General features: G+C 63.0%; 14 protein-coding genes. 7 read left to right on the forward strand and 7 right to left on the reverse strand.

What is annotated here, in order from left to right; all coding sequences use genetic code 11:
* Positions 1–732 precede the first annotated feature (732 nt).
* The 6 genes from G6N55_RS05175 (at position 733) to G6N55_RS05200 (ending at position 9636) form a co-directional block, all read left to right on the forward strand.
* Positions 733–1152 carry an MmpS family protein gene (locus G6N55_RS05175; protein WP_085221884.1) on the forward strand — a complete coding sequence of 140 codons (420 nt, stop codon included), beginning with the start codon at positions 733–735 and terminating at the stop codon, positions 1150–1152.
* On the forward strand, positions 1149–4043 hold the full coding sequence (locus G6N55_RS05180) for an MMPL/RND family transporter (protein ID WP_085221864.1): 2895 nt from the start codon (positions 1149–1151) through the stop codon (positions 4041–4043). Before G6N55_RS05175 ends, G6N55_RS05180 begins: the two co-directional genes overlap by 4 nt.
* A 7-nt stretch (positions 4044–4050) precedes the next feature.
* Positions 4051–6987, forward strand: a complete 2937-nt coding sequence (locus tag G6N55_RS05185; protein WP_085221863.1) for an MMPL/RND family transporter — start codon at positions 4051–4053, stop codon at positions 6985–6987.
* Positions 6988–7157: 170 nt separating this feature from the next.
* Positions 7158–8105, forward strand: a complete 948-nt coding sequence (locus G6N55_RS05190) for an ATP-binding cassette domain-containing protein (RefSeq protein ID WP_139826807.1) — start codon at positions 7158–7160, stop codon at positions 8103–8105.
* Positions 8102–8845, forward strand: a complete 744-nt coding sequence (locus G6N55_RS05195; RefSeq protein ID WP_085221862.1) for an ABC transporter permease — start codon at positions 8102–8104, stop codon at positions 8843–8845. Before G6N55_RS05190 ends, G6N55_RS05195 begins: the two co-directional genes overlap by 4 nt.
* The gene (locus tag G6N55_RS05200) at positions 8842–9636 is read left to right on the forward strand and encodes an ABC transporter permease (RefSeq protein WP_232078925.1); all 795 of its coding nucleotides are present in this window, start codon (positions 8842–8844) and stop codon (positions 9634–9636) included. The genes G6N55_RS05195 and G6N55_RS05200 overlap by 4 nt, the downstream gene beginning before the upstream one ends.
* 8 nt (positions 9637–9644) lie before the next feature.
* Here the strand turns inward: G6N55_RS05200 and G6N55_RS05205 are convergent, their stop codons facing one another.
* The 5 genes from G6N55_RS05205 to G6N55_RS05225 form a co-directional block, all read right to left on the reverse strand.
* Complete coding sequence (locus G6N55_RS05205; protein WP_085221861.1) at positions 9645–10451, reverse strand: glycosyltransferase family 2 protein; 807 nt, start codon at positions 10449–10451, stop codon at positions 9645–9647.
* Between the two features lie 45 nt (positions 10452–10496).
* Entirely contained in the window at positions 10497–11234 is a 738-nt protein-coding gene (locus tag G6N55_RS05210; protein ID WP_085221860.1) for an FkbM family methyltransferase, read from the reverse strand.
* An 84-nt stretch (positions 11235–11318) separates the two neighbouring features.
* The gene (locus G6N55_RS05215) at positions 11319–12260 is read right to left on the reverse strand and encodes a GDP-L-fucose synthase family protein (protein ID WP_085221859.1); all 942 of its coding nucleotides are present in this window, start codon (positions 12258–12260) and stop codon (positions 11319–11321) included.
* Positions 12261–12267: 7 nt separating this feature from the next.
* Positions 12268–13257: an NAD-dependent epimerase/dehydratase family protein gene (locus tag G6N55_RS05220; RefSeq protein WP_085221858.1), complete on the reverse strand. Its 990-nt coding sequence runs from the start codon at positions 13255–13257 to the stop codon at positions 12268–12270.
* Entirely contained in the window at positions 13257–14594 is a 1338-nt protein-coding gene (locus tag G6N55_RS05225) for a nucleotide sugar dehydrogenase (RefSeq protein ID WP_085221857.1), read from the reverse strand. Before G6N55_RS05225 ends, G6N55_RS05220 begins: the two co-directional genes overlap by 1 nt.
* A gap of 221 nt (positions 14595–14815) precedes the next feature.
* On the opposite strand from G6N55_RS05225, the gene G6N55_RS05230 reads away from it, so the two are divergent.
* Positions 14816–16297 (forward strand): hypothetical protein, encoded by a 1482-nt coding sequence (locus tag G6N55_RS05230; RefSeq protein WP_139826806.1) that lies wholly within the window; start codon positions 14816–14818, stop codon positions 16295–16297.
* 12 nt (positions 16298–16309) lie between these two features.
* On the opposite strand, the gene G6N55_RS05235 is transcribed toward G6N55_RS05230, so the two are convergent.
* Together G6N55_RS05235 and rfbG are read right to left on the reverse strand one after the other, a co-directional pair.
* Positions 16310–16819, reverse strand: coding sequence for a GtrA family protein (locus tag G6N55_RS05235; RefSeq protein WP_085221856.1), 510 nt, complete (start codon positions 16817–16819; stop codon positions 16310–16312).
* Positions 16816–17832, reverse strand: coding sequence for a CDP-glucose 4,6-dehydratase (gene rfbG / locus G6N55_RS05240; protein WP_085221855.1), 1017 nt, complete (start codon positions 17830–17832; stop codon positions 16816–16818). Before rfbG ends, G6N55_RS05235 begins: the two co-directional genes overlap by 4 nt.

The raw sequence follows: 17832 nt of genomic DNA on the forward strand, positions 1-17832 counted from the left end.
AAGCGGCCGGGACGTGGACCCGCAGATCAGGCCGGAAACGCCGGCGGGACGGCCACAGCAAATACGCGCACGGCACGGTAGCTACCGGGGTTCGAGGGCCGATGTGATCGCGCGACTGCGCCGTTCCCCATTGCCGCCGGGCCGGATCACGGGACGTTGATGGCGACGACAAATCGCACGTTCAGCCACCTCAGCGAACCACTCGGACTTCGTTAGCTGACCGCGGCCGGATGACGCCTTCTGCACGCGATCGCATCGGAATGTTATGTGTATCACCATTGCTCGGGACAATGACGCATACAACACCCGCTCGGGCGGTGGAATCTTCCGATTGCTAGCGTGCCCTTGCACTCGCGATACGAGTAACGATCCCGCACCGGCTTGCGAAAGATCTGATGTCGGAGCCAACGGCATGGTTTACTCATCAAGATCTGGTCGCACACGCCGAACGCCGCTCGTTTGAGCTGACCGCCGCAGGTCTGGTGTGGCGCGATCGAGGTGTGGGTACTGTCCGAGCGTTGACATGAGCGAGTCTGTGAACGGGTTGAAGGGGGTGCGGTGGTCGAACACGACGTTCGAGCCCGGTCCGACGTCGCCGCTGAAGGGAGCCAGGGCGTGAGCGAGCCCGCTGGCCGCTTCCGGCGGCTCGGTCGCCAGTCCGCACCTGGGCCCCAAGAACCCAATGGAACTCGAAAGGGCCGGCGGAATCCGGGAGCCGGCGTGATCAAGCTCCTGGGACGGCTTTGGATCCCGCTGCTGATCATCGCCGTCCTCACCGCCGGCGGATTCACGGTGTCGCGGTTGCACGGAATATTCGGCTCCGAGAAGCGCCAGTCGTATGCGGACTCCAGAGTCAAAGACAGCAAGCCGTTTAACCCCAAGCATCTGAAGTACGAGGTCTTCGGGGCACCGGGGACCGTGGCCGACATCAGCTACTTCGACGTCAACGCCGACCCACAGCACATCAACGGCGTCACCCTGCCGTGGTCGATGGATCTTTCGACCACACTGCCGTCAATCGTGGGAAACGTGGTGGCACAAGGCGATAGCGAGACCATCGGCTGCCGCATCATCGTTGATGGCACCGTCAAGTCCGAGAAGGTATCCCACGAGGTGAACGCCTTCACGTACTGCGTGCTGACGGCGGCATGAGCGACGAAAACATTGGCACGGAGCAGCCCGCGCGAGGCTTCATCGCGCGGTCAATCCACCGGTTTTCGATTCTCATCATCCTGGCGTGGCTGGGTATGGCCGTCTACGTCACCGTGGGCGTCCCCCCGCTCGAGGTTGTCGAGCAATCGCACTCGGTATCACTGAATCCGACCGACGCGCCGTCCTTTAAGGCGATGATGCGTCTCGGCCAGGATTTCAAGGAATCCAATTCCGGCGCCCTGGCGATGATCGTGCTCGAGGGGGACCAACCCCTCGGCCACGATGCTCATCAGTACTACGACGAGCTGGTGCGTCGGCTCGACGCCGATACCAAGCATGTCCAGCACGTCCAGAACTTCTGGGGAGACCCGGTCACGGCGGCCGCCGCGCAAAGTATCGACGGCAAGGCCGCCTATGTGCAGTTGAACCTTGGCGGTCTCCAAGGCGCATCCGCCGGCGACGAATCGGTAGCGGCCATCCGAGCCATCGTGGCAGGCCTGCCCGCGCCGCCCGGGCTCAAGGTTTATGTCACCGGGCCCGCCGCAACCGTCGCGGACATGAACAAAGCGGGTCAGGAAACGGTCACGACGGTCACCTTGGCGAGCCTTTCGGTGATCTTCATTATGCTGCTGCTCGTCTATCGTTCCCTCTTCACCGTCATTCTGTTGCTGCTGACGGTCGGGCTGCAATTGACGGTATCCCGTGGAATGGTGGCACTCCTCGCCTATCACGGAGTCATCGGTCTTACTACCTTCGCCGTCAACCTGTTGGTGGCGGCGGTCATCGCGACCGGGACCGACTATGGAATTTTCTTCGTCGGGCGATATCAGGAAGCACGGCAGGCCGGCGAAGACAAGGAAACCGCTTTCTATACCACTTTCAGCAGTGTCGCCAAGGTTGTCCTGGCTTCCGGCCTGACAATCGCCGGTGCCGTTCTGTGCTTGAGCTTTACCCGGCTCCCCTATTTCCAGCCGCTGGGCCTTCCCAATGCGGTCGGTATCGCCGTGGCCGTCCTGGTGGCCCTCACGCTCACGCCGGCGCTTCTGGCTGTTGGAGCCCGTTTCGGTCTGTTCGAGCCCAGACGGAAAATCCGGGTCCGCGGGTGGCGGCGAATAGGCACGGCGATCGTTCGCTGGCCCGCGCCCATCTTCATCTCCACATTGGCGGTCGCCCTGATCGGGCTGCTGACCCTACCCGGATACAACCCGAGTTACGACGACCAAAAATTCATTCCCGAAGACATCCCGGCCAGCGTAGGAAATGCCGCCGCTGGGCGACATTTTCCCGAGTCGCGAATGATGATGCCGGAAATCCTCCTGGTCGAAGCCGATCACGACCTCCGCAATCCCACGGACATGCTGGTATTGAATCAATTGGCCAAGGGGATTCTCGCGGTGCCGGGCGTTTCCACGGTGCAAAGCGTGACCCGGCCCGAGGGAACGCCGCTGGCGCACACCAGCATTCCGTACATCATGAGCATGTCGCAGTCGTCTCAGCTGACGAATATGGCGTTCCAAAAGGATCGCATGAACGACATGATGAAGCAGGCCGAAGAAATGGCCAAGATGATTGCGCTGATGCAGCACATGTTAGGCCTGATGAAAGAGCTCACGGCCACGACTCATGACATGGTCGGCCGGACGCATGAAATTCAGAAAGCCACCGCGGAGTTGCGGGACCGTGTTTCGGATTTCGAGGATTTCTTCAGACCGTTCCGTAGCTACTTCTACTGGGAAAAGCATTGCTATGACGTTCCCGTCTGCTTCGCGATCAGGTCGGTTTTCGACGCAATCGATGGTGTCGACGAGGTCAATGACAAGTTCTCCGAACTGGTGGCAGACCTCGATAAACTAGATGTGCTCCTGCCGCAGATACTTATACAGATCCCGCAAATGATCGAAACGATGCAAAGTATGCGGACCATGATGCTGACAATGCACAGCACCATGGAAGGAACCATCGGTCAGATGGAGGTCAATGGCGGTCAAAACCCGAACGCCATGGGCCAAGCATTCGACACCTCCAAAAATGACGATAGTTTCTACATCCCACCGAGCATTATCGACGGCTCGGATACCTTCAAGCGGGTCATGAAGATCTTCCTGTCGCCGGACGGGAAGAACGCCCGCATGCTCATCGCGCAGAAGGGTGACCCGGCGACACCCGAGGGGCTTTCGCGCGTCGAACCGATCAGGACGGCCGCCGAGGAGTCACTCAAGGGCACTCCCCTGGAAGACGCCAAGGTTTATCTCACCGGAACCGCTGCCGTGGTAAAGGATTTGGTCGAAGGCGCTAAATTCGACCTCTTGATCGCGGGAGTCGCCGCCCTCTGCCTGATTTTCATCATCATGCTGATCATGACGCGAAGTTTTCTCGCCGCACTGGTCATCGTGGGTACGGTATTGCTGTCACTGGGTGCTTCCTTCGGGATGTCCATCCTGGTCTGGCAGTACTTGCTTGGGCTGCAAATTCACTGGACCGTCCTCTCGATGTCGGTGATCGTGCTGCTGGCCGTGGGTTCTGACTACAACTTGCTGCTGGTTTCCCGGATGAAAGAAGAATTGGCCGCCGGCATCCACACCGGCATCATCCGCGCCATGGCGGGCACCGGAAAAGTCGTCACGAACGCGGGCTTGGTATTCGCATTCACCATGGCCTCCATGGCGGTCAGCGACCTGCGCAGCATCGCCCAGCTGGGCACCACGATCGGGATGGGCCTGATGTTCGACACCTTGGTGGTGCGCGCCTTCATGACACCGGCCGTTGCCGCGCTGCTCGGCCGCTGGTTCTGGTGGCCGCAACAAGTGCGCACCCGCCCGGCAAGCCAGATGCTGCGGCCATTGGGACCCCGCCCACTGGTGCGCTCGTTGCTGCTGAGAGAAACGAGGTGAGGCGCGCGTGACTACCGAACCGATAGCCACCCAGCACGCCGCGCCCCCCGTTCAGAAGCCGTTCGTGGCACGGACACTCCGCAATCTTTCGGTGGTCTTCCTGCTGGGATGGGTGGCGCTGACCCTGCTCGTCACCTTCGCGGTCCCGTCGCTGGAGCGGGTCGGCCGGGAGCACTCCGTGCCATTGGCGCCGCAGGACGCGCCTGCGGTCCAGGCCATGATGCGCATGGGCAAGGTCTTCAAAGAGTCCGACTCGGACAGCTTCGTGATGCTCGTGATCGAGGGGCAACAAGAGCTCGGGGACAGCGCACACAAGTACTACGACAAATTGATGCGGCTGTTAAAGGCCGACACGAAACATGTTGAACACGTACAGGATTTGTGGGGCGACCGACTCACCGCGGCGGGTGCGCAAAGTGCGGACAGCAAGGCCGTCTACGTCCAGATGAACCTGGCGGGTAACCAGGGCACGACGCAGGGTCAAGATTCTATTGCTTCCGTCCGCAGCATCATCGCGAATAATCCGCCACCGCAGGGCATCAAGGCTTATGTCACCGGTCCGTCAGCGCTGTTCTCGGACATGCAGGAGGCGGGTGACAGATCGATTCTGAAGATGACCGCGGTCGGCGCGGCGATCATTTTCGTAGTCCTGCTTTTCGTCTATCGGTCCATCTTCACGGTGATTCTCTTGTTGATCACCGTCGGCATCGAGGTACTCGCGGCCCGCGGAATCGTCGCCTTTCTCGGCGATCACAGCGTTGTCCAACTGTCGACGTTCGCCGTCAACCTGCTGGTGGCCCTGGCGATGGCGGCCGGCACCGACTACGGGATCTTCTTCTTCGGCCGATACCAAGAGTCGCGTCAGGCCGGCGAAGATCGAGAAACCGCCTACTACAACACCTTCCGTGGGGTCGTCCCCGTCGTCTTGGGTTCCGGTTTGACGATCGCCGGCGCCATGTTGTGTCTGAGCTTTACCCGGATGCCCATCTTCCAGACGATGGGCGTGCCGTGCGCCATCGGCTTGGTCATCTCCGTCGTGATCGCGCTGACGTTGGTTCCCGCGGTGCTGACCATCGGAGGCCGCTTCGGGCTACTCGATCCCACCCGCGCGATCCGCTTCGGTCGCTGGCGCCGGATCGGGACGGCAATCGTCCGCTGGCCGGTGCCCATCCTCGTCGCGACCATCGCCGTCGCGCTGGTCGGTTTGGTCACGCTGCCGGGTTATCAGACGAGCTACAACAACCGGCTCTACATGCCTGACGATATTCCGGCGAACATCGGCTATGCGGCCGCCGACCGGCACTTCTCCCAAGCACGGATGCTGCCCGAGATCCTGATGATCGAGTCCGATCACGACATGCGCAATCCCGCCGATTTCATCGTCCTGCACAGGCTGGCCAGAGCCATCTTCAAAGTCCCTGGAATTGCCCGGGTTCAGGGCATCACCCGGCCCGAGGGAACCCCGATCGAGCACACCTCGATCCCCTTCATGCTGGCCATGCAGAACTCGGCGCAGGCGCAGAACATCAAATACATGAAGGCTCGCATGGACGACATGCTCGAGCAGGTCCACATGATGGACATCCAGATCGCCTCGATGACAAGGCTTTACGAATTCCAGAAGGAACTCACGTCCCTTACGCACGAGTCGATCACCAAGACCTACGAGATGACTCAGCTCTTGTACGAGTTGAGAAATCACTTCGCGGATTTTGAAGACTTCCTCAGACCGATCAAGAGCTACTTCTACTGGGAGAAGCACTGCTTCGACATCCCCATCTGCTGGTCGATACGGTCGATCTTCGACACGCTCGACGGGGTCGACGAGCTGAGCGACAAACTCGGCGACCTGCTGATCGATCTCCACAAGATGGATCTGCTGCTGCCGCAACTGCTCGAGCAGTACCCGCAGTTGCTCGCGTCCATGCGGTTCTTCAAGACGACGACGCTGACGATGCACAGCACGATGGCCGGGATCATCGGCCAGGTGGACGTCGACAACAAGGACGCCACCACCATGGGTCAGGCGTTCGACAACTCCAGGAACGACGATTCCTTCTATCTGCCTCCGGAGATTTTCAAGAACGCCGACTTCCAGAAGGCGATGAATCAATTCTTGTCGCCCGACGGGAAAGCGGCGCGGTTCATCATTTCCCACAAGGGTGACCCCGCGACACCCGAAAGCGTGGCCCGGGTGGACAAGATCAAGACCGCGGCCGAAGAGGCACTCAAGACGACGCCGCTGGAAGACGCCAAGATCTATCTCGCCGGTACAGCGTCCACTTTCAAGGACTTCAAAGACGGCTCGAAATTCGACCTGTTGATCGCGGGAATCGGCGCGCTCTGCCTGATTTTCACGATCATGCTCATCATCACGCGAAGCTTTGTGGCCGCGCTGGTCATCGTGGGTACGGTGGCCCTTTCGCTGGGCTCATCGTTCGGGCTTTCGGTGCTGATCTGGCAGTACATTCTTGGCATCAAGCTGTACTGGATGGTGCTGCCGATGTCGGTGATCGTCCTGCTGGCGGTGGGGTCCGACTACAACCTGCTGCTGGTATCCCGGATGAAAGAGGAAATAGGCGCGGGTATCAATACCGGCATCATTCGCGCAATGGGCGGTACCGGAAAGGTCGTGACCAACGCGGGTCTGGTGTTCGCATTCACGATGGCGTCGATGGCATCCAGCGATTTGCGGATCATCGGTCAGGTCGGTACCACCATCGGCCTGGGCCTGCTGTTCGACACGTTGATCGTGCGCTCCTTCATGACGCCCACCATTGCCACCTTGCTCGGACGCTGGTTCTGGTGGCCGCAGGTGGTTCGTCCGCGCCCGGCCAGTCAGATGCTTCGCCCCGAAGGCCCCCGTCCGCTGGTCCGCGCTTTACTGGGCCAGGAGCACCCCGACGACGCGCCGACCGCCGAGATCCCCAGGCAATCGGTTTAGTTCGCCTGGCCGAATATGCGGACAGCAAACGCCGAGCGCTTTGTTGACAATTTGTCGGTGGTTGCGCGCCGCGCCATTTGGAGTGGCGATTGAATAGGCATCGCCGAGGCAAACACCATCTACCGTCAATACGCCCAAGTGGCCGGGACCAACATGAGATACTCCCTACTGTGGTTCCACTGGCAATCGAGGTCGCAGATCTCACAAAGACTTTCGGGGGAAACACGTCTGCGCTGTCCGGCGTAAGTTTCTCGGTTCCGGCCGGGACGGTCTGCGGCCTGCTCGGCCACAATGGCGCCGGTAAGACAACCACGATCAACATCCTGTCGACACTGCTGCGCCCGACTTCCGGCAGCGCCACCGTCGCCGGTTACGACATCGTCCGCCAGCCCGCCAAGGTGCGTTCCAGCATCGCGATGACCGGACAATTCGTCGCGCTGGATTCGCTGCTCACCGCCCGGGAGAACCTGGTGCTGTTCGGCCGGATGCGGGGGCTGAATCGCCGGGAGGCCAAGGCCCGCGCCGACGAGCTGATCGAACGGTTCGACCTTGTCGCGGCCGCCGACCGCCATGTGTCCACCTACTCCGGCGGCATGCAGCGACGCGTCGACCTCGCCGGGGCCCTGATGGTGCTGCCGAAGGTGCTGTTCCTCGACGAGCCGACCGCCGGCCTCGATCCGCGCAGCCGCCGCGACGTCTGGGCGCTGGTGAGTTCGTTGGCACAGCAAGGGATCACCGTGCTGCTGACCACGCAGTACCTGGACGAGGCCGATATCCTGAGCGACTCGATCGTCGTCATCGACCAGGGAAAGGTGATCGCCAGCGGCACCGCCGAGGACCTCAAGCGCCGCGCCGGTACCGGCTATTGCCAAGTGAGCCCGGCGAATCCGGCCGACCTGCCCCATGTCGCAACGGCACTGAGCGGACTCAACGGGATCGACGTCGACGGCGATACCAACTCGGTGTCGGTGCTTGCCCCCGATGGGGTGGCCACGCTGGCCGAGGTCTTTCGCCGGGTCGATGCGCTCGGCGTCGAGCTCGCCGACATCTCGTTGCGCAAACCCTCCTTGGACGAGGCATTCCTGCACATCACCGAGAAGACCGCCGCCCGATCATGAGCGCGTTGGCCGCTCTGACCGAACGGTCGTTGGTTGCAGCGACGCGTGACGGCGAGATGATCTTCGAGGTACTGTCACCGATCGCCTACCTGGCCGGTTTCAGCGTGGCCCTGCACGGCCTGATCGACACCGGCCCGGTGACCTATTCGCAGTATCTGGTGCCCGCCGTGGTCGTCCAGTCGATGGTCTTCGTCGGCCTGCTCACCGCGGACCGCGCGATCCGCGACCACCTGAGCGGGCTGGGTGTGCGCTTGCGGACGCAGCCGATCTCCGCCGCAACCCCCGTGACCGCGCGCATGGCCGCTACCCAAATCCGGGCGGTACTAGCCCTTTTGGTGGCGCTGGCCGCCGGCTACGCCTTCGGATTCCGGATGACCGGCGGGCCGGGCAACGCGATCGCTTTCGTGCTCATCGCGTTGCTGCTGTGTCTTGCCGTCGGACTGGGCGCCGACGCACTGGGATCGAGTTCCAACAGCCTGCAGGGGGCCAGTTACATGCTGTTCGTCCCCCAGTTGCTGCTGTTCCTGCTGTCCACCGGAATCGCCCCCGAGAAAACGTTCCCCGCTTGGCTGCGCCCATGGGTACGCAACCAGCCGGTCTCGCAGGTAGCCGAGACCCTGCGCGGCCTCGGCAGCGGACACGTGGTGGTCAACAACTTGGTGATCAGCCTCGCCTGGTGTTTCGGTATGGTGCTGGTCTTCGGCGCGATCACGATGCGGATGCAGAGGCGCAGCTTGTGACATCGCAGGCCGCAGACCAAGGCTCCTTGCTGAACCAGAGCTGGTTGCAAGCCATTCGGCTCCTGATCCGGTGGCGACGCGACCGAGCGGTGCTGATGGGTTCGCTGCTGTTACCGGTCTTCCTGCTGCTGCTCTACCAAGTGGTGTTGGGCGAGCAGGTGCGCAAGGTCACCGGGGTCGACAGCCTTTACGGGCTGGTCCCGTTCTGCGCGGTGCTGTCCGCACTGTTCGGCGCCTTGGGCAACGCGGTCGGCATCACGATGGACCGCCAGTCGGGGTTGCTCAGCCGCATGTGGGTGCTTCCGGTACACCGGGCGAGCGCGCTCACCGGGCGGCTCACCGCGGAGGCCGCGCGCGCGCTCGTCGGGACGGTCCTGATCACCGCGCTCGGGGTGATGATGGGACTTCGCTTCAAGCACGGCGTGGCCGGTGCGCTGCTGTACATCCTGATTCCGTCGATCATGGTGCTCGGGTTCACGGCGCTGGTGATCGCGCTGGTCCTTCGCACCACCAGCCCCGCCGTGCTGACCTGGATCATGGGCGGGACCGTCACGTTGGCATTCGTCAATCCGGGAACCACACCGATCGGGATGTTCCCGGACTGGCTTCGGCCGTTCGTACGCGTCCAACCGATCTCGCCGCCCATCGAGGCGATGCGGTCGCTGGCCTACGACGGTCCCATCGTGTGGCCGCTGGCGATGACCGTCGCCTGGACGGTCGTGATGCTCGCGCTATTCGTCCCGGTGGGGTTGCGCGGTTACCGGATCTGCGCCGAGACCAGCAACCTGTAACGAGCGGACTACGCTCCCGCGTTGTCTGCTCGCGCCTTCGACGCGGCCTTGAACCGGGTGCGCCAGGCACGCACCGCTAGCTGGCGGTTCTCTTTTTCCTTGAAGAACGCCAGCATTCTGTTGCCGGTCTCCATGGCCCCGACCCAGAAGTACATCGGCAGCCGCTTCCTGAACTCCTTGTCCGTGCCCGTTCGCATGCTCAAGCCGGTCATGTCGTTGTAGTCGGCGACGACGATGTCCATGTAGCGGATGGCGAGCGCCGGGTTGGAGAAACAGCGGATGTTGAAGTCCCAGTCGGCCCAGATCGGATAACGCAGGTTGTACGGGCCAATGCCGGCGAAAAGCTCGCGCCGGTAGAAGATCGACTGATGGCAGATGTTGGTCTCGAACTGCAGCCGGTCCAGGTCGAATTCCCCGGCGTGCCGGGCACCGGTCGAGCCCATGATCACGTCGCCGTACACCAGGTCGCAGGGCGCATTGTCGTCGATGAACGCCGCCACCTGGGCCAGGGTATCCGCGTCGTGCAGCCTGTCGTCGGACCCGAGAAAGAGCAGCCACTGCCCCGACGCAAGGCCCACACCGCGGTTCATCGCGTCGTAGATACCTTGATCGCGCTCGCAATGGACGATCAGGCGTGAGCCGAAATCCGGGGCAAAACCGTTGACGATATCGAGCGTGTTGTCCGGCGAAGCGCCGTCCACCACGACCAGCTCGAAGTCGCTGAAGGTCTGCCGGAGCAGACTCTCGGCACAGCCACCCACGTGCGCCGCCGCCTTCCAGGTGGGGACGATGATCGAGAACTTCGGCCCGCTCATGCGCGACTCACGAACTTCGACATATGGGCTCCTGGTGCAGCGTCGCTACGCATTCTGGTCCTCGCGGAAGAAGATACCGTCTGCCTGCAGCATTCGACCGTTACGAATGTCGGTGAAACAGGGCAGCATCCCAGTCAGTGTGAAGCCCAGCGAGTAGGCCAAGTCCAGCGCCTCACGGATCAGCATCCCGCCTTCATACAACGGCAGGAAGGAGAGTTCGAGTTGCAAGCCGACGCAGCGATCGGTCAGCGTCGCTTTGCTCCCGGCGAGCACCTGTTTCTCGAACCCTTGGACATCGATCTTGAGAAATATCCGATCCGTCGGGCTCAGAATCTCGGACACCACGGTATCGAGCCGGTGAATCGGAACCTCTTCGGTGCCAACATAATTTGCCGCCGGAAAGACATCCTGATGGCTTTTCAGCATCGGTAAGACGGAGCTGCTTTCGCCGGAATTCCCCGCGACATTGATCGAGATCGTGCCATCGACATCGCCGAGTGCATGCCGCCGGCACTCCCACAGCGGATCTTTCGACGCATTGCTCTGCAAATCAGAAAATGGGCCAGCCAAAGGTTCGAATGAGATGAGACGCCCCTTGTAGCCCCGCTTGCGCAAGCCCATGGCGTACTGGCCGGAGTTGGCGCCCACGTCCAGAACGGCATCGACCCGGCGCGATTTGAGCTGGTTGACGAACTGGCGCTTCCAGGCCCGCTCAGAAAAGTAGCGTGGCACCTCGAGGGAGACGCCACGCGCGATCAAGCGGGCATTGTCCAACAAAGGCACTGCGTCACACTAACACGCCGATACCCGTGAGCGGCCCGGAATTACCGAAATGCGATATCCGACCGGCGATTGCCGCCTCGCTAATCAGTTCAGGCGCAACGCATCTGATTCGAGGAACCAGGCGTACATCTTTTTCAGGCCGGCTTCGATACTCACCGACGGTCGCCATCCGATTGCCGTGATGTTCGTGTTGTCCATGATCTTGCGCGGCGTGCCGTCCGGGCGGGTGTGGTCGAACTCGACGTGCCCTTCGAACTCAACGATCGATTTGATCAACAGAGCCAGGTCTCGGATTGAAATCTCTTCGCCTGAGCCAACATTGATCATCCCGCCGTCGTCGTAAGAGCGCAGCAGCAGGACGCACGCATCGGCGAGGTCGTCGGCGTCGATGAGCTCACGCAACGGCGAACCACTCCCCCACACGACGACTTCGTCGGCCCCGGCCAATTTCGCCTCGTGGAACCGGCGCATCATGCCCGCCACGACGTGGGAATGCTCGGGATGAAAATTATCGCCGACACCGTAGACGTTCGACGGCATCACCGTAAATGCGTTGAAGCCGTACTGCTTTCGATACGCGTCGCACATCGTCTTGCCGGCGATTTTTGCTATCGCATACGGCAGGTTCGTTTCCTCCAACGGACCCGTCAGCAGCGCATCCTCACGAATCGGTTGCTCGGCATCTCGCGGGTAGATGCAGCTCGATCCGAGGAAGAGCAGCTTTTGTGCGCCATGCCGGTACGCGGCATCTATGACATTCGTCTGGATCTTCAGGTTTTCCCGGATGAAGTCGGCGCCGTAGGTCGCATTCGCAACGATTCCACCGACCTTCGCGGCCGCGAGGACGACGTACTGCGGACGCTGCGCGGCAAAGAAATCCTCCACCGCCGCGTGGTCGTCGAGTGGCAATTCGTCGTGCGTGCGGGTCACGACGTCGGTGAAGCCTTCGCTGGCCAGCCGCCGCGTGATCGCGGAGCCCACCATGCCGCGGTGACCGGCGACGTAAATCCGTGAACCTAGTTCCATTGGCACCTCACAACAGTTCGTTGGTCACGGCGTCGCTACCGTGCCGAAGGTACCAAGCGGCGGTGCGCTTCAGCCCCTCGTCCAGGCCGACGGCCGGCTGGTAGCCGAGTCCACGCATCTTCGAAATGTCGGGGCACCGGCGCGGGGTACCGCCCTCGGCCTCCTCGGTGGGACAAATCTCCACCTCGATCCCGACCGCCTTCGCCACCCGGCCGGCCAGGTCCCGGATGGACACCTCTTCGTCATTGCCGATGTGGAAGATCTCGCGGTGGCCACCGTTGTCGTACATGGTGAGCACGCCGTCGACGATGTCGTCGACGTAGCAGAACGCACGCGTCTGCGTGCCGTCGCCCTGGATTTCAAACCGCGCCGGCCCATCCGGCGTCGCGTCCCTCGCCGCCCTGGCCCTGGCGATGAATTGCGGTATCACGTGTTTGTAGCCCATGTCGGGCCCGTACACGTTGTGCGGGCGAAACACCTGAACCTTGCGGTAATGATCTTGCGCGTAGTCGAACGCGATCAACTCGCTGACGATCTTGGACCCGCCGTACGAATACCTCGGATTCAGGCTGTCCGGCAGCATGAGTGGAATCGTCTCCGGCGTGGGCACCACCGAGGGCGTCTGATACACCTCCGCGCTGGAGGCCACCACCAGATCCGGCACGCCGGCGTTGCGCCCGGCGTTGACGACCGCCAACGCACCGCGTAATCCCACGTCCAGCACCAACTCTGGTCGCTTGTAGAAGTTTTCGGTCCCATTGATCGCCGCGAGATGCATGACTACCTCGGCGCCGGCGAACGCCCCCTCGAGCGCGTCTTGGTCGCGGACGTCGCACGTGAAAAGCTCGATATCGTCGGCTACTTCGGCCAGGCGCCCGGCCTCGCCGCGCACCATGGTGTCGATCACGGCGACGTCCCAGCCGTCGCGCACCAGCCGTCTGACCAAATAGGCGCCGATGAATCCGCCGCCACCCGTCACTACGACGCGAGTGCTCATCACACCACCAGCCTGCTGTTGCCGACCGCGAAGTACGAGTTGCCCAGCTCCGATGTTGGCAAGTGGCTGAAGTGATTCCAGTAATCGAACACGAAGCCGTCGGGAGCGATGAACTCGCTGATCGTGCGCGGCGAGATTCTGCCGAGCTCGGGATGATTGTTGGCAATGATCACCACCGACGCGCCGCCCACGGCATCGCCGAGCCGATCGTATGCATGCTCATCGGGGAAGGTTGCCCCCAAATGCTCGGGCGTGATCACCGGGTCGAACAACCGGATTTCGGCGTCCGGGTGAGCCTTCTTGACTTCGTCCAGCACCTTGACCGACATCGATCCCCGGAGGTCGTCGGTAGCGGGGATGCCCTTAAAGGCCATGCCCAGCAAGGCTATTCGCAACGGTGAGGGAAGATTGCGCCTGGCGACCTCGTCGCTGATGAATCTGACGGTTTCGGCCGGCTGCCGCTCGTTGACGAGCCGGCCCGCGACGGTGATCTCCAGTTCGATTCCGCGGGTACGAGCGCTCTGCAGCAGGATGTGCGGGTCCTTCTCCAGACACGGACCACCCACCAGGCCCGGCAGCGGCACGCTCGTCCGCTTGTAACCCAGCTTCCCCGACGAGATCACCTCGTGTGCGTTGACGGCGAACGCATCGCACAATCGCGCTACTTCGTTGGCGAAGGCGAAATGCACGTCGCGATAGGTGTTGTCGACGAGCTTGATGATTTCGGCGGCCTCGGGGCTGGACACCTGGACGATGGAGTTGGTCAGCCGCCGGAAAACCGCGGCGGCGCGGTCGCTGACTGCGGGATCGTCCGCGCCGACAATTTGCGGCAGTTCGCGCAGTTCTTGCAGCGCTTGACCTTCCAGTGTTCGCTCCGGGCACATGGCGATGTCGAAGCTCTTGCCGGACTCCGCCAGGATGGGCGAGACCACATCACGTGTGGTCCCGACCTTGACCGTGGACCGCAGGATCACCAGCGCGCCATCGCTCATGTTCGCGGTGACCTCGCGGCTGGCCGCCTCGATCATGTCGGTACGGACCAGTCCCTCGCTGGACAGCGGCGTGCCGACCGTGATGATGTACGTGTCGCACACCGCATCTGGACCGAGTTGCCCGACGGCCACCAGGCTTCCCGAGCCGACCACCCGCGACAAGGCTTCCTGTAGTCCGGTCTCGGAAAAGTGCGGGATACCGGCGTTGGTTTGGTCGACCACCTCGGGCCGTTTCTCGACGCCGATCACTTTGTTGCCAGCCTCGGCCAGCACAGTCGCGAGCGTCAGCCCAACGTAGCCAAGGCCGATGACGCCCACGTCATAGTGCGAAACAGGCTGACCCATGGTCCCTCCCGACAGTCGATGTGCCAATCATTGCCGACCCGGCCGGATCTGCGGCGCGAAATGCTCTGCAAGCACGGCTTCGACATGCAGTAAACATCTCCTTCGTCCTTGCCCTGCAACGCGCCGCACCCGGTAGTGTGCCACCCAATGGGTCTGGGCTGCCCGGCGGCAGTTGAAGTCCCTGCTTTGCTTCGTTTCGCGCAGAACCGAGGAGATTGCCGATGAATCGACCCGCCAAGTCGCGACGAGGTCCGGTCACCGCGGTTCGGGAGGGGTACGCAACCGTCACCGGGCAATCGCCGCGGACCATCGTGCTCGGCACGATTCTGCTGGCGACGGCGCTTTCGGTGTTGACGGGTTTCGTTCTGACGCAATACTTCGCGATCGATGTCATTTCTTCGTTGCTTGCTTTCCCGTACGCCGATTGCTACCTCGATTGGGGCACCAACATCGGCCGGCACTGCTTCAGTGACTACGCATTCGAAGTGATGTACGGGATGCGGGCCAATCCGTGGGAGCCATTCGACATATTCGTACAGCCGGACTATCACCAGCTGGCCGTCAACAACTACCCGGCGGCCGGCATGCTTCCGCAGGTGGCTTTTGGGCTGATCGGCAAATTGCTGGGCGCACCGGTTCTGGGCCTGTTGGGCTACCTGCTCGCCCTGACGGTCGCGGTGCTTTCGCCCGCGGTATGGGCGGCCCGGGGCGCTCGGGGCCTCGAGCGGGTCGTGGTTTTCGTGGCCTGCGGCGCCGCGGCCATCCCGGTGTGGTCGGTGATCGACCGGGCAAACTCGGTCGGCTTCTTGGCCCCGATCGGCCTGGTGTTTCTGATCGCGCTGGTGCGGCAACGGTGGGGGCTCGTCGCGGTGACGGTGATCCTGGCCGCGCTGCTGAAACCCCAATTCGTGGTGCTGGCCATCGTGCTGCTGGCTGCCCGGCAGTGGCGGTGGGGCGGCATCGCCCTCGGCGGCGCAGTGATGTTCAACGTCGCCGCGTATTTGTTTTGGCCACAACACTTTCCACACAACATCCTGCAATCGGCAGCCGGCGTTCTCGGCTACGGCGCCGGCAGCGTCAGCGCCGTCGCGACCTCCAACGTGTCGTTCAGCCGATCGCTGCTGTTGGCGCCGGACATTCTGATGTTCCTGCAAACCGGCGGCAAAATGCCCGACGGCTACCTGGCCGGTCCGCGCTCGACGATCGGATACGTCATCCTCGTCCTGGTCGTCGTCGCCGTGCTGGCGCTGGGACGACGCATCCCGCCCGTCCTGACCGGCATCGTGCTGCTGGTCACCGCCGCCCTGTTCCCGATGGTGAGCATCAGCTACTACTTCGTGTTCGCCCTGCCGATCGCGGCGCTGCTGGTGCGGGATCCGGATGGGCCGCCGGGCACCGGGATCCTCGACCGGCTCGCGACGGTCGCCGGACACCATCGCACCGTCGGCATCTGGCTGAGCCTGTCCACGGCACTCACCCTTGCGACGATCGCGCTCCCGAGCCCGCCGATGCAGGTGTTGCTGTACCGCAAGGACGGCCCGCCGATCCAGGAGCTGACGGTGCTCACCACGGCAACGCTGGTACCGATGCTGTGGCTGGTGACGCTGGTGATCATCCTCGTCACGTACGCCCGCAAGCCGGACTCCGCAACGGAGGCCGACACTGCGGCGGAGTCACCGGAACCCGCCGCCACCACGACCTGAGCCGCACCGGCACTACGTGCTCCGCGACGTCTCGTCCCGCGCGTCCGCGCTGTCGGTGTCGCCGCCAGTGCGCCGGAACGAGAAGTAGCGGTGGCCGAAGTAGCTCAGCAGCGTGGTTGACGCCAAGATGATCGCCTGCGCCGGAATGCGATTCAGACCGAGCTCGACCAGGACGGGCAAGGCGATGACGTTGATGCCCAGCGCGGTCAGGTAGACACTCCAGAAGCGCACCAGGTCGCGCAGCACGTGGCCGCGGACCCGGAACACGAACCGCCGATGCATCACGAACGCGAACAGCACGCTCAGCACGTGCGAGATGCCGAGGGTGACCAGCGACCCGGCCACCTTGCCGAACCGGACGTCGACCAGATGGCCGACGGTCTCGGAGCAGGCGATGAAGATGCCGAAGCCGACGACCGTGTTGATGCCGCCGACCAGGACGAACGCCACGCGTTGATCGCGCACCAGCCGGATCAGCGGTCCCGGGGGCGCCGATTCGGGCGGCAGGTCGAATTCGCTCACTCGAGGCTTTCGAAGTCGGCGATCTGCTCCCGGGTCGCCACGATCACGTCGGCACCCTCGTGCACCCGACGCTCCCAGTCGACCGTCCAGGCCAGGGCCTCCTGGAAGCTCAGCCGGTTGTGCCAGCCGAGTTCGTGGTGCGCCTTGGCGGCATCGAGGGCCAGCAGGTTCGCTTCGTGGGGGTGCTCGCCGTCCTCCAGGACCCAATGCGCGCCACCGCCCCACATCTCGGCCGCCAGCGTGGCCACCCGGCCGACCTCGACAAAGCTGTCGCGGCCCGGGCCGAAGTTCCACTGGCCCAGACCGGAGCCGGCCAGCAGCGCGTCGACGAGGGTGAGATAGCCGTTCAGGCAGTCGAGCACATGCTGCCAGGGCCGCACCGCCTGCGGGAAACGCAGCTGCGGCGCCTGGCCGGTGGCATACGCGGCGATCAAGTCCGGTAGCAGCCGATCCCGGCTGATGTCCCCGCCGCCGATGACGTTGCCCGCGCGCGCAATCGCGGTGGGGGTGCCGGGAAAGCTGCGAATCCAGGACTGGGCCAGCAGATCCGCCATGGCCTTGGACGCGCTGTAAGGGTCGTCGCCGCCCAGCGCGTCGGTTTCGACATACCCGGCCTGCTGGCCGACGTTGCGGTAGACCTTGTCGGTGGTCACGACGACGTGCGCACGCACCGATCCCGCGGCCGCGACGGCCTCTAGCACGTTGAGCGTGCCGATCGCGTTGGTCTCGTAGGTATATCTCGGGTCCCGATAGGACTCGCGGACCAGCGCCTGCGCCGCCATGTGCACCACGACGTCGGGAGCCGCCGCGCACACCGCCGCCTTCGTGGCTTCGGCGTCGCGGATGTCCACCCGGAAGTCGCAATCCAGCTGGTCGGCCAGCCCCAACCGCTTGAACAGGCTGCCCTCGACGGGGTCGAGGGCAAGACCCGACACGCGGTGCCCGCGGCCGAAAAGAAGCAGCGAGAGCCAGGCGCCCTTGAACCCGGTATGCCCGGTAACCAGATAGTGCAC

Source organism: Mycobacterium florentinum (genome assembly GCF_010730355.1).
Classification (GTDB): Bacteria; Actinomycetota; Actinomycetes; order Mycobacteriales; family Mycobacteriaceae; genus Mycobacterium; species Mycobacterium florentinum.

Bases quoted from the DNA above. Each gene is read 5' to 3' on its own strand.
- G6N55_RS05180 (WP_085221864.1), top strand. From the start codon at position 1,149: ATGAGCGACGAAAACATTGGCACGGAGCAGCCCGCGCGAGGCTTCATC.
- G6N55_RS05195 (WP_085221862.1), top strand. From the start codon at position 8,102: ATGAGCGCGTTGGCCGCTCTGACCGAACGGTCGTTGGTTGCAGCGACG.
- G6N55_RS05205 (WP_085221861.1), bottom strand. From the start codon at position 10,451: ATGAGCGGGCCGAAGTTCTCGATCATCGTCCCCACCTGGAAGGCGGCG.
- G6N55_RS05215 (WP_085221859.1), bottom strand. From the start codon at position 12,260: ATGGAACTAGGTTCACGGATTTACGTCGCCGGTCACCGCGGCATGGTG.
- G6N55_RS05220 (WP_085221858.1), bottom strand. From the start codon at position 13,257: ATGAGCACTCGCGTCGTAGTGACGGGTGGCGGCGGATTCATCGGCGCC.
- G6N55_RS05225 (WP_085221857.1), bottom strand. From the start codon at position 14,594: ATGGGTCAGCCTGTTTCGCACTATGACGTGGGCGTCATCGGCCTTGGC.
- G6N55_RS05230 (WP_139826806.1), top strand. From the start codon at position 14,816: ATGAATCGACCCGCCAAGTCGCGACGAGGTCCGGTCACCGCGGTTCGG.